Annotated in this window: 15 protein-coding genes; 12 read left to right on the top strand and 3 right to left on the bottom strand. The window is 66.3% G+C overall.

Annotated elements, in window-relative coordinates; translation table 11 throughout:
* Positions 1-55: 55 nt before the first annotated feature.
* The 3 genes from ASE00_RS15835 to radA form a co-directional block, all read right to left on the bottom strand.
* Positions 56-1,144, bottom strand: coding sequence for a PA0069 family radical SAM protein (locus ASE00_RS15835; RefSeq protein ID WP_056382065.1), 1,089 nt, complete (start codon positions 1,142-1,144; stop codon positions 56-58).
* Between the two features lie 135 nt (positions 1,145-1,279).
* A complete protein-coding gene (locus ASE00_RS15840) occupies positions 1,280-1,840 on the bottom strand; it encodes a CvpA family protein (protein ID WP_056382067.1) in 561 nt (186 codons plus the stop codon).
* 137 nt (positions 1,841-1,977) lie between these two features.
* Positions 1,978-3,345 carry a DNA repair protein RadA gene (gene radA, locus ASE00_RS15845; RefSeq protein WP_056382068.1) on the bottom strand — a complete coding sequence of 456 codons (1,368 nt, stop codon included), beginning with the start codon at positions 3,343-3,345 and terminating at the stop codon, positions 1,978-1,980.
* A gap of 41 nt (positions 3,346-3,386) precedes the next feature.
* Between radA and ASE00_RS15850 the strand changes: the two genes are divergently transcribed.
* The 12 genes from ASE00_RS15850 to ASE00_RS15900 all read left to right on the top strand — a co-directional run bounded on the left by ASE00_RS15850 (position 3,387) and on the right by ASE00_RS15900 (position 12,049).
* Positions 3,387-3,572: a hypothetical protein gene (locus tag ASE00_RS15850; protein ID WP_056382070.1), complete on the top strand. Its 186-nt coding sequence runs from the start codon at positions 3,387-3,389 to the stop codon at positions 3,570-3,572.
* A gap of 52 nt (positions 3,573-3,624) precedes the next feature.
* The gene (locus ASE00_RS15855) at positions 3,625-5,970 is read left to right on the top strand and encodes a patatin-like protein (RefSeq protein WP_056382072.1); all 2,346 of its coding nucleotides are present in this window, start codon (positions 3,625-3,627) and stop codon (positions 5,968-5,970) included.
* A gap of 166 nt (positions 5,971-6,136) precedes the next feature.
* On the top strand, positions 6,137-6,475 hold the full coding sequence (locus tag ASE00_RS15860; protein WP_056382614.1) for a YciI family protein: 339 nt from the start codon (positions 6,137-6,139) through the stop codon (positions 6,473-6,475).
* A 66-nt stretch (positions 6,476-6,541) separates the two neighbouring features.
* Positions 6,542-6,829 carry a UvrB/UvrC motif-containing protein gene (locus tag ASE00_RS15865; protein ID WP_082594808.1) on the top strand — a complete coding sequence of 96 codons (288 nt, stop codon included), beginning with the start codon at positions 6,542-6,544 and terminating at the stop codon, positions 6,827-6,829.
* A gap of 20 nt (positions 6,830-6,849) precedes the next feature.
* Positions 6,850-7,122: a DUF3253 domain-containing protein gene (locus tag ASE00_RS15870; protein WP_056382075.1), complete on the top strand. Its 273-nt coding sequence runs from the start codon at positions 6,850-6,852 to the stop codon at positions 7,120-7,122.
* 31 nt (positions 7,123-7,153) lie between these two features.
* A complete protein-coding gene (locus tag ASE00_RS15875; protein WP_056382077.1) occupies positions 7,154-7,459 on the top strand; it encodes a lipopolysaccharide assembly protein LapA domain-containing protein in 306 nt (101 codons plus the stop codon).
* Positions 7,456-8,136 (top strand): orotidine-5'-phosphate decarboxylase, encoded by a 681-nt coding sequence (pyrF, locus tag ASE00_RS15880; protein ID WP_056382079.1) that lies wholly within the window; start codon positions 7,456-7,458, stop codon positions 8,134-8,136. The genes ASE00_RS15875 and pyrF overlap by 4 nt, the downstream gene beginning before the upstream one ends.
* Positions 8,137-8,283: 147 nt before the next feature.
* Complete coding sequence (locus ASE00_RS23880; RefSeq protein WP_200957949.1) at positions 8,284-8,451, top strand: DUF5818 domain-containing protein; 168 nt, start codon at positions 8,284-8,286, stop codon at positions 8,449-8,451.
* A 62-nt stretch (positions 8,452-8,513) separates the two neighbouring features.
* On the top strand, positions 8,514-8,792 hold the full coding sequence (locus ASE00_RS15885) for a type II toxin-antitoxin system ParD family antitoxin (RefSeq protein WP_056382080.1): 279 nt from the start codon (positions 8,514-8,516) through the stop codon (positions 8,790-8,792).
* On the top strand, positions 8,789-9,085 hold the full coding sequence (locus tag ASE00_RS15890) for a type II toxin-antitoxin system RelE/ParE family toxin (protein ID WP_056382083.1): 297 nt from the start codon (positions 8,789-8,791) through the stop codon (positions 9,083-9,085). Before ASE00_RS15885 ends, ASE00_RS15890 begins: the two co-directional genes overlap by 4 nt.
* A 181-nt stretch (positions 9,086-9,266) precedes the next feature.
* Positions 9,267-10,280 (top strand): sulfate ABC transporter substrate-binding protein, encoded by a 1,014-nt coding sequence (locus tag ASE00_RS15895; protein WP_056382084.1) that lies wholly within the window; start codon positions 9,267-9,269, stop codon positions 10,278-10,280.
* Positions 10,281-10,513: 233 nt separating this feature from the next.
* Positions 10,514-12,049 (top strand): porin, encoded by a 1,536-nt coding sequence (locus ASE00_RS15900; protein ID WP_056382086.1) that lies wholly within the window; start codon positions 10,514-10,516, stop codon positions 12,047-12,049.
* Positions 12,050-12,065: the final 16 nt, after the last annotated feature.

Genomic DNA, 12,065 nt, shown 5'->3' on the forward strand with positions numbered 1-12,065 from the left:
GCCTCCCAACGAAGCAGGCCCCGCCCGGTTGCGGAAACGGAGGTGAAACAACAGTTCAGAACAAGGTGAGCTGGTCCGTCGGAACGCGGAACAGGTCGGTGCGCGCGTGAAAGCGCTCGACGTTCAGGCCATGTTTGCGGCAGGCCAGCCTGAAGCGCGCCTGCAGCGCCGCCGCATAGGCGCCCTTCGGCTTGAAGCGGTCGAAGAAGTCCCCATTGTTGTCGCGCCCGCCGCGCATCGCACCGATCATCGCCATCACCTTGGCCGCGCGGTCGGGATAGTGCACCGCCAGCCATTCGCGGAACAGCGGGGCTACCTCATGCGGCAGTCGAACGACGATCGAGAAGGCCGACTTCGCGCCGGCTTCCGCCCCCGCCGCGACGATCGCCTCTATCTCATGGTCGTTGATCGCGGGAACGATCGGCGAGACACTGATCGATGTCCGCACCCCCGCCTGTACCAGCCCCGCGATCGCGCCGATCCGCCGCGCGGGCGCGGAGGCGCGCGGCTCCATCCGCCGCGACAGCGCGGGATCGAGCGTCGTCACCGACATCATCACCGCGGTCAGCCCCTTCGCCGCCATCGGCCCGAGCAGATCGAGATCGCGCAATATCCGCGCCGACTTGGTGGTGATCACCACCGGGTGGTCATGCTCCGCCAGCACCTCCAATATCTCGCGGGTGATCAGGTAGCGCTCCTCGATCGGCTGATAGGGATCGGTGTTGGTGCCGATCGCGATCGGCTCGCAGCGATAGCTTGGCTTGGCGAGCTCCTTGCGCAGCAGCGCCGCCGCGCTCGGCTTGGCGAACAGCTTCGTCTCGAAATCGAGCCCCGGCGAAAGGTTTTGAAAGGCATGGGTCGGCCGGGCGAAGCAGTAGATGCAGCCATGCTCGCAACCGCGATAGGCATTGATCGAGCGGTCGAAGGCGATGTCGGGCGACTGGTTGCGGGTGATGATCGTGCGCGGCGTCTCGATCGTCACCTCGGTCCGCAGCGGCGGCCCCTCGCCATCCACGCCCTCGCGTGCGTCGAGCCAGTCGCCATCGCTCTCGCGCGCCTTGTCGTCGAAGCGCGCGCTCAACCCGCCATTGGTCGCGCCGCGCCCCTTGATCGGGGGCGGCAAGGGTCGTGGAGACTCGGCCATGACCGGAACATATCAGGAACAAAAATCAACACAACTGTCATTCCCGCGCAGGCGGGAATCCATATTCTCAAAGGCTCGAACCTCTTGCGGTTCGGAGGTTATGGATCCCCGCATCCGCGGGGATGACGAAGAAGGTTAGCGCTTCTCACTCTTCGCCGTTTCAGCCTTGGGCGCGTCGCCCACAAGCCCGCCCGCCTTGCGCCGGTTGCCGACCCAGTCGACGATCGACCGCCCGGTGGCGTTCAACAGCGGGTGGGTGCGTGAGTTGCGCATCCAGCCCGGGCGCTCGGCGGCCTGGCCATAGAGCGTGTCATAGCCGAGATTGATCAGCAGATAGCCGAGCGTGACGATGATCAGTCCCTTGAGCGCGCCGAAGCCAAAGCCCAGCACGCGGTCGAGCGGCCCCAGCACCGAGGTCCGCGTCCGCCGTCCGATCGACGCGGCGATCAGCTTGCCGCCCGCATAGACGATCAAAAAGAGCAGCGCGAAAGCGAGGACGCTCGCCCCGCTGCTGCTGCCGACGATCCCGGTCAGCATCTTGGTGGCGGGTGCGTGGAGCAGTTTGAGCGCGAGGATCGCCGCGACCCAGGAGAAGAGCGAGATGATTTCGGTGATGAATCCGCGGATCAAACCGAATATCGCGCCGCCGAAGATCGCCAGCAGCACGATGATGTCGAGGCCGGTCAGTCCGGTCATAATTACCCTATCCGCTCATCCTGAGGAGCCACTGAGCCTGGCGAAGTGGCATCTCGAAGGACCCTTCGAGACGGGCTTCGACTACGCTCAGCCCTCCTCAGGCTGAGCGGGTCTCTAATGTCTCAACGCGTGTCCTGCTACCGCCGCCCAAGGATATGGTCAACGAGCGCGCCCAGCGTCGAGAATCCCTCGACGCGCATCCCCGCCTGCTTCTCTTCCTTGCCGCTCGGGCCCCACGCCTTGCCGAATCCCAGCTTCGCCGCTTCCTTCAGCCGCAGATTGGCATGCGCCACCGGGCGGATCTCACCTGACAGCGCGACCTCGCCATAGGCGATGGCATCGGTCGGCACCGGGCGCTCGGCGAGCGCCGAGACCAGCGCCGCCGCCACCGCGACGTCCGCCGCCGGGTCGGACACGCGATAGCCGCCCGCGATGTTCAGATAGACCTCGGCGGTCGAGAAGCTCAGCCCGCACCGTGCCTCGAGCACCGCAAGGATCATCGCCAGCCGCCCCGAATCCCAGCCGACCACCGCGCGCCGTGGCGTCGCCCCGCTCTGCAAGCGCACGGTCAGCGCCTGGATCTCGACCAGCACCGGCCGCGTCCCCTCGATCGCGGGGAAGACAGTCGCCCCGCTCATCCCCTCGCCGCGCGCGGTCAGGAACAGCGCGCTGGGATTCGCCACCTCGTCGAGCCCTTCCTCGGCCATCGCGAACACGCCGATCTCGTCGGTCCCGCCGAAGCGGTTCTTCACCGCGCGCAGAATGCGATACTGGTGGCTGCGCTCGCCCTCGAAGCTCAGCACCGTGTCGACCATATGCTCGAGCACGCGCGGGCCCGCGATGGACCCGTCCTTGGTGACATGGCCGACGAGCACCAGCGCCGCGCCGCTCTCCTTGGCGAAGCGGATCAGCTCCTGCGCCGACGCGCGCACCTGGCTCACCGTCCCCGGCGCCCCCTCGATCAGGTCGCTGTGCATGGTCTGGATCGAGTCGATCACCAGCAATCCCGGCCGCGCCTTCTCCATCGTCGTCAATATGTCGCGCACCGACGTTGCCGAAGCGAGCTGCACCGGCGCATTGCCCAGCCCCAGCCGCCGCGCGCGCAGGCGCACCTGATCGGCGGCCTCCTCGCCCGAAATATAGGCGACCGGCTGCCCCGCCAGCGCCATCCGCGCCGCCGCCTGCAACAGCAAGGTCGACTTGCCGATCCCGGGATCGCCACCGATCAGCGTCGCCGACCCCGGCACCAGCCCGCCGCCCAGCGCCCGGTCGAACTCGGCGATCCCGGTCGACCAGCGCTTCGGAAGGGGAATGTCGGCATCGAGCCCGACCATCGCGATCGCCCGCCCGCCGCTGCGCAGATTATGCTTGGCCGAGAAGACGGTGACGTTCGACGCCTCCTCGACCATCGTGTTCCATTCGGAACAGTCGGCGCACTGCCCCTGCCAGCGCGTCGCGACGCTGCCGCAGGCCTGACATACATAGCGTTTCTGCGCCTTCGCCATCTCGTCCCTTCGCGCGCTTGCCCTATGAACAAAAGGGGTACATGATCATATCCATCATGACAAGCGATCCCGACGACGAAGCCCGCGCCCGCGCCCACCTCGCGAAGCTGCTCACCACCGCGCCACCGCGCGTCGAGGACGAAACCACCCGCCGCAACCGCTATGCCTGGCACCGTGCCAGCGAGCAGGAGCGCCGCCGCCTGCTCAAGGATTGCGGCTGGTTGTGACAGCCCAACGCCCTCCCTTGGCAGGGCGGGACGAATGCGGCACACACCCGATATGCGGGAGAAGGAACTACGGCTCGCGCTGGTCTGCTATGGCGGAGTCAGCCTTGCCGTCTACATGCACGGGATCAGCAAGGAGCTGTGGCGTCTCGCCCGCGCCAGCCGCGCCTTTCACGACGGCGATCCCGCCGCTCCGGGCAGCGAAGCGATCTACCGCAGGCTGCTCGAACGGATCGAGGCCGATCATGGCGTCAAGCTGCGCGTCCTGATCGACGTGATCGCCGGGGCCAGCGCGGGCGGGATGAACGGGCTGTTCCTCGGCCACGCCATCTCGACCGGCCAGTCGCTCGAACCGCTGACCGACCTGTGGCTCGACCGCGCCGATGTCGATGTGCTGCTCGACCCCGATGCGCGGCCGCTGTCGCGCTTCTCGAAACTCTGGGCGCTGCCCTTCGCCTGGATGCTCGCGCGGCGGCGCGGCGGCGCGGTCGAGCGGACCGTCGCGGCGGAGACGCGGGCGGAGGTGCGGCGCAAGCTGTCGGGCTTCGTCCGCGCCCGCTGGTTCCATCCGCCGTTCGGCGGCGTGACCTTCACCAACCTGATCCTCGACGCCTTCGACGCGATGGCCGCCGCGCCCGCCGGCCCGCCGCTGCTGCCCGAGCGCCAGCCGCTCGACGTGTCGGTGACGGTTACTGATTTCCACGGCTACAACCAGCGGCTGCGCCTCCACAGTCCGGCGATGGCCGAGGAGCGCGAGCATCGCCTGACCATCGCCTTCACCGACCGGGGGATCGACGGGCGCGCGCTGGCCGACGCGGCCGAACTCACCTTTGCCGCGCGCGCCACCGCCAGCTTCCCCGGCGCCTTCCCTGCCTTCAACGTCGCCGAGCTCGACAAGGTCCTGAAAGCGCGCGACCGGGCCTGGCCGGGGCGCGAGACCTTCCTCGACCGCATCTTCCCCCGCGCAGCGGCCAGCGGCAGCCCCGAGGATCTTGTCCTTATCGACGGATCGGTGCTCGCCAACGCCCCCTTTCGCCCGGCGATCGACGCGCTGCGCAACCGTCCGGCGCGGCGCGAGGTCGACCGCCGCTTCGTCTATCTCGATCCGACCGCCAATATCCACGCGCCGCCCGAACGGACCCGCGACGGCATGGTCCGCCTGCCCGGCTTCTTCACGACAATCTTCGGGGCGATGTCGACCATCCCGCGCGAACAGCCGATCCGCGACAATCTGGAGGTGATCGAGCAACGCTCGGTCCGCATCGCCCAGACCAGGCGGATCATCGATGCGATCCGGCCCGAGGTGAACGCTGCGGTGGAGAGCGCCATGGAGCGGCAATTGCTGCTCTATCGCCCCAGCCCCGAACGCATCGGCGCCTGGCGGACCCGCGCGCACGAACAGGCGGCGAAGCGCGCGGGCTTCACCTATGCGGCCTATGGCCAGCTCAAGCTGACGACCATCGCCGAGGAACTGACCTCGACGATCGCGCTGCTCGCCAACATTGAGGACGCCGCCGAGCGCCACGTCGTTCGCGGCCTGATCGGCGCGCATCTGCGCAGCCTCGGCTTCGAGGAGCCCGACGCGCTGAGCGCGAGCGGCACCAGCGACGCGCTGGTCGATTTCCTGCGCCAGCACGACCTGGGTTTTCGCATCCGCCGCCTGCGCTTCCTCGCCGACCGGCTGACCGAGATGGAGACGGGCGGCGGCGGCAGCGACGAGGCCGCGCTGCAGGCGGCGCGCGACGCGATCTACGGCTCGCTCGCGCCCTTCCTCGATCTCCAGATGCGCGACCATTATGAACGCCCGGTGGTCGCCGCCGCGCAGCATTTCGCCGAGGATCCGGAGACCGCAATCGCCGCGATCGGCGCGACCCGCAACCTCGCCGCGCTCGACCTCGCCACCGACCGCGCGATCGCGGCGGTGCTGCCCCGCCTCTCGAAGGGCGATCGCCGCACCCTGCTGCTCGCCTATCTCGGCTTCAGCTTCTACGATCTCGCCACCCTGTCGCTGATGCGGGTCCAGGGCGCACAGGAATTCCACGCGATCCAGGTCGACCGCATCTCGCCCGACGACTGCGGCTCGATCCGCGCGGGCGGGGCCGCGGCGACCCTCAAGGGCATCGAGTTCAACCTGTTCGGCGCCTTCTTCAGCCGCGCCTATCGCGAGAACGACTATCTCTGGGGCCGCCTCCACGGTGCCGAGCGGATGGTCGACATCCTTGTCTCCACCCTTCCCTCGGGCGAGACGATCGCCGCGGCCGATATCGTTGGGATCAAGCGCACCCTGTTCCGCGCCGTGCTCGATGAGGAGCGCGGACGGCTCAAGACCATCCCCGACCAGATCGCGACGATCGAACGGGAAGTCTCGCGCATCGGCGCGCCGTCCGGAAGCGCGACGTAAACCTAAGCCGGCCCGCCCCAATATCGTCATCCCGGACGTGATCCGGGATCCAGCTTCTTTCCTTTGGACGATCAAGAAAAGCGGGATCCCGGATCACGTCCGGTATGACGGATTCAAATGCGACAGCGGTGTTGCCCCCAACCCGCCTTCGACGCATCATCGCGGCATGACCAAATATCTCATCTCCTTCCCGAGCGACGCCATGCAGGTCAGCGCCGAGGACCTCCCCGCCGTCGGCGACGCCGCCCGCGCAGTGATCGAGGAGGCGAAGGCCGCTGGCGTCTATGTCTTCGCCGGCGGGATCCACGAACAGGTCGGCCCCGTTCTGGTCTCCGCCGACGGATCGCTGTCCCCGGGAGGCCATCCCGGCAGCCACCTTGACGGCGGCTTCACCGTCCTCGAACTGCCCACGCGCGAGGACGCCCTATCATGGGCGCGCAGGATCGCCGTCGCCTGCCGCTGCGCGCAGGAACTCCGCGAGTTCATGTACGATCCGGCGAGTTGAAAGGCAGCGTGCGCAACGCCAACATTCCCGTGCCGACGAAATTGCCGTTCGTGCGTTGAGGTGCATGTGAAAGAAACCATCGCGACCCTGACCGAGAAGATGGAAGCGGCAGCCAAGGCACTCGATTTCGAAGAGGCCCGGCGCTGCCGCGACAGGATCAACCTGATGCGCGGTGGCGCAACCTCGGCCGAAGCTGGCGAGGCCGATACTTCAGGCCTCACCCGGCAGCAGCCGGGTGCGATGGGTCTGGGCACCAGCCAGCAGCGCATGACGCCCCCGCCCGGATGGAAGCCACCCGCCAAGCCTGATCTGATGACGACCGGACATGGGCGGCGCGGCCCACGCCGCTCCTAGCGCCGCTCCGGAACCGCGCGATGACAGAACAGGCCGATGGCTCGTGCGATGCGACAGAGGCGATAATGACATTGCTCGCCGCCCGCGCGGCGGATGCCACGATCTGCCCCAGCGAAGTGGCGAGGGCGCTCGCGGCGGATTGGCGCGCCGCAATGCCGAGGGTTCACGCGGCGGTCGATCGGCTCGTGGACGGCAAACATGTGCGGTTGAGCTGGAAAGGCTCGCTTATGGCGGCGCGGGACGGCCCCTATCGGATAGGCCGCAGCACAAAACCAGACACGCCGCCGACTTGACCCCGCCGCACCGCTGGAGGACAAGCGGCCCATGCATTTCCTCAAGACCTTGTTCTGGGTGATCCTGGCCGTGATCGCGGTGATCTTCTCGCTGCGCAACTGGCAGCCGGTGCCGATCAACCTGTGGGCCGGGCTCACCGCCGATGTGAAGCTCCCGCTGCTGCTCGTCATCGGCGTCCTGATCGGCTTCCTGCCGACCTACGCCGTCCACCGCACCAAGCTGTGGCGGCTCAAGCGGCGGATCGACAGTCTCGAGCGCAACGCGCAACTGACCGCGAGCCCGGTCTCCGCCCCCGAACCCATCTCGCCCAACCCATCGACGGAATCCCCCTTGTGACGCGCAGCCCGATCTATGTCGCCATCGACACACCCGACATCGCGCGGGCGAAGGAAATCGTGTCGCGCGTCCGCAACCATGTCGGCGGGATCAAGCTGGGACTCGAGTTCTTCTCGGCCCACGGCCAGGCCGGAGTGCGCGAAATGGCCGCGCTCGACCTGCCGGTCTTCCTCGATCTCAAGCTCCACGACATCCCCAACACCGTCGCCAAGGCGGTGCAGGCGCTCAACGGCCTGAAGCCCGCGATCCTCACCGTCCATGCGGCAGGCGGCCTGGCGATGATGGAGGACGCCAAGGCAGCGGCGCCAGCGGGCACGAAGGTCGTCGCGGTGACCGTGCTGACCAGCCTCGATGGCGACGATCTCGCCTCGATCGGTGTCGCGCCTGACACCCACGCCCAGGTCGAACGCCTGACCCTGCTCGCGAAGCAGGCCGGGCTCGACGGCGTCGTCTGCTCGGGCAATGAGGTGAAGGCCGCCAAGAAGCTGTGGCCGCAGGGCTTCTTCGTCGTTCCCGGCATCCGCCCGCCCAGCCCCAACGGCCATGGCGACCAGAAGCGGGTGATGACCCCGCGCCAGGCGCTCGATCAGGGCGCGTCGATCCTCGTCATCGGCCGCCCGATCACCCAGGCCGAAGACCCTGATCAGGCCGCCCGCGCGATCGAGGCCACACTCTGAGCGCACGAAAACGGCGCCAGGCCGGTTTGAACAGCCTCCCCGCTCATCCTGAGGAGCCACTGAGCTTGTCGAAGTGGCATCTCGAAGGACGGTCCGGATTGTTCGATACGGGAGGACAGCATAAACGCCAGGATCGATGAAACCGGCATGCTCCTGCGCGACGGCGGCGGATTCGTCCTCAAGCGCGACGCGGGCGGCTATTATCGCCTCGACCTTCACCGCACACCGGTCGATCTCGTGGAAAAACGCGTGCGGCTGATCGGCATTCTGATCAGCCCCGATCATGTCGATGCGGACGGGGTGCAGCCCGTTTGACGCTGTCCGGCGTTGAAAATAATGGCAGTTTTTGCCATTATAGGGGCGAAGGAGTCCGGCATATGGCGTCGATGAATATTTCCCTGCCCGATCCGATGCGGGATTACGTGCAGAGTCGGATCGACAATGGCCAATATGCCAGCGTCAGCGACTATGTGCGCGATCTCATTCGCCGGGATCAGAATGTGATCGCCGACGAGGCTCGCTGGCTGCAGGACCTTGATGCTTCGATCGAAGAAAGCGTTGCGGAAATGCGGGCGGGCGGCGGTCACGATCTCGACGAGGTCTGTGATGCCGCCATTGCCAACATTCGAAAAGCGGCCGGCAGAACGCGCCAATGAAGGTCACGCTGTCCACGCAGGCTCTGCGGGACATGGAAGCCATCCGTCACTATATCGAGCAGGACAATCCAAAGCGAGCGATCAGCTTTGTGGATGAACTCCGCCATGTTGCAAAACGCATCGGCGATGCTCCTGACGCCTTTCCCCTGGTCCCGCGTTACGAAGCTCATGGCATCAGGCGTCGGTCCTACAAGGGATATGGGCTTCTCTATTCGTCTCTGCCAGATCGCATTTTTGTGCACCGGATTTTGGGGCCCGGCCAGGATCACGACCGGGCCCTCAAGCTCGGCTGAGCTGGGCAGCGCAGGCAAGACCCTTCGGTCGAACCTTCCCATCTCGCCGGGAACCCCGCCGCATGCCACCTGTTCGGCCCGAGGGGTGGCGCAACATCATCTCTACTATTTCGATAGATTTTCTTTCTTCTCTTTCGATCTGGTAGAGATATGGTCGCCCCAACAGATCAAGGGGACAACAATGAACAAGCGTTTGACCATCTTCGCGGCCCTCGCCGCTTCGCTCGCGACGGTCTCGACCGCGGTCGTCTCGGCTGCGCCCGTCCAGCTGCTGAACGTGTCCTATGACCCGACCCGCGAACTCTATGTCGCAATCAACGCCGCCTTCGCCAAATCATGGAAGGCGCAAACGGGTCAGGACGTCGCGATCCGCCAGAGCCATGGCGGTTCGGGCAAGCAGGCCCGCTCGGTGATCGACGGCCTCCCCGCCGACGTCGTCACGCTGGCGCTCGCCTATGACATCGACGAGATCTCGTCGAAGGGCAAGCTGCTGCCGGCCAACTGGCAAGCCCGCCTGCCCAACAACAGCGCGCCCTATTATTCGACGATCGTCTTCCTCGTCCGCAAGGGCAATCCGAAGAACATCCGCGACTGGGACGATCTGGTGAAGCCGGGCGTCAAGGTCATCACCCCGAACCCGAAGACCTCGGGCGGCGCGCGCTGGAACTATCTGGCGGGCTGGGGCTATGCCCAGCGCAAGTACGGCACCACCGCCGCGGCGCGCGACTATCTGGTCAAGCTGTTCCGCAACGTGCCGGTGCTCGACAGCGGTGCGCGCGGCGCCACCACCACCTTCGTCCAGCGCGGCCAGGGCGACGTCCTGCTCGCCTGGGAGAATGAGGCCTTCCTCGCGGTCAACCAGCTCGGCAAGGGCAAGTTCGACATCGTCGTGCCGTCGGTCTCGATCCTGGCCGAGCCGCCGGTCGCGGTGGTCGATGCCAATGTCGACAAGAAGGGCACCCGCAAGGCGGCGGAAGCCTATCTGCGCTTCCTCTACACGCCGGCGGCGCAACAGATCATCGGCCGCAACTATTATCGCCCCCGCAACCCGCAGGTCGCGGCCCAGTTCAAGGGGCAGTTCCCCAACGTGTCGCTATTCACCATCAAGAATTTCGGCGGCTGGTCGAAGGCGCAGGCGGTCCACTTCAACGATGGCGGCCTGTTCGACCAGATCCTCGAAGACGCCAAGAAGTAATCCGGTTCCCCCGGGGAGGGGAGAGCGAGTGCCCACTTCGCTCTCCCCAATCAGTAGAACAGCTAAAAAAACCAAGGGCGTGTCATCAATTGGCTCGGGGCGAGCCGAAAATGGTGTTTTTCGAGAACCGGCGCGCAGCGTACTGACGTACATGAGCACCGGAAGCGCAGAAAAGCGCCATTTGCAGGCCGGCTTGGGCCAATTGGTGACACGCTCCAACAGGGAGTTTCTCCATGCGCTCTTTCCTGCTGGGCGGCGTCGCCGCCCTCGCGCTCCTGCCTGCGCCGCTTCTGGCCCAGGAGGCGCCCGCCGCGATCCCCGATCAGGTCGAGGCCTTCCCCGACAGCGGCAACACGATCGACACCGTGATCCCGTCAGAAGAGACCGGCGTCGCGGCCCCCGCGCGCACTGGTGACGCCGTCCTCGATCGCCTCAACGCGCTCGAAGCCAAGATCAGTGCGCTCGAAGCCCGCAACAGGCAGCTCGAAGAGGAAGCCGCCGCGACACAGACCCGCGTCGAAAAGGTCGAGGTCCGCGCGGCCCGCGCCGTCCAGGCCGGCCCCGCGCCGACCTTCGCCGATGTCGGCGGCAACTTCACCTTCAAGCCGCGCGGTACCTTCCAGATCGATTATGCCGGCTACAACCGCCGTGGGGCGGGCACCTATGACTATAACAGCGGCACCGATATCCGCCGCGGCCGCTTCGGCTTCGACGGCACCTTCTTCAAGCACTTCAAATATCGCATCGAAGGCGAGTTCGTGAAGGGCGCGACCAACCTGCTCGACGCCTATGTCAGCTATGGCGGCATCAAGAATTGGGTGTTCACCGTCGGTCAGCAGAAGGCCCCCTACGGCCTCGAAGCCAACACTTCGGACGCGTTCAACAGCTTCCTCGAGCGCGGCATGGCGAACGTCGCCTTCGGCGCGGTCGGCGCCGAACGCCGCGTCGGCGTGACCGCCGCCTATCAGACCGACAAGATCAATGCGACGGTCGGCCTGTTCGGCAGCGGCGAAGCGGTTCAGCGCAACGAATCGACGCCCGACGAAGGCTATGGCGTCAACGCCCGCGTCACCTGGGACCCGATCCTCGACACCGGCAAGGTCGTCCATGTCGGCGTCTCGGGCTTCAAGGCCGCAGGCTTCCCGGCGCACAGCATCTCCAGTCTGGGCGATCGTCCGGGCAGCCGCGTCGACGGCGGCCGTCTGGTCTCGATCAATATCACCGGCACCGCCCCCAATGGCGGCGTGCCCACGGGTGCCCGCAACGCCACCTATCTGGGCGCGGAAAGCGCGGTCGTGTTCGGTCCCTTCTCGGTGCAGGGCGAATATAGCAAGCTTAAGGTCGACCGTTACGGCGCTGCGCCGACGGTCAATTTCGACGGCTATTATGTCTTCGCCAGCTGGTTCCTCACCGGCGAGTCGCGCAGCTTCAAGAACGGCAATGTCGATCGGGTGAAGCCGTTCAGCGACTTTGCGCCGGGCGGCGGCTGGGGCGCGTTCGAAGTCCTGGCGCGCTACGATGTGCTCAATCTCACCGATGGCGATTTCCAGAGCATCGGCGGCGCCGCCGTCAACCGGAAGGGGCAGACCTGGACGCTGGGCCTCAACTGGTACCTCAACCCGAACGTCAAGTTCGTCGCCAACTATATCCGCTTCAAGGGTCAGAATTCGCCGCTGGTCTTCCCGGCGATCCCGGCCGCGGCGCTCAACGGTCCGAACACGACCGCCAAGGGCGATATCTTCGGCACGCGACTGCAGGTTGATTTCTAAGCGAAGTGCAGTGATG

Source organism: Sphingomonas sp. Root710 (assembly GCF_001429065.1).
Taxonomy (GTDB): domain Bacteria; phylum Pseudomonadota; class Alphaproteobacteria; order Sphingomonadales; family Sphingomonadaceae; genus Rhizorhabdus.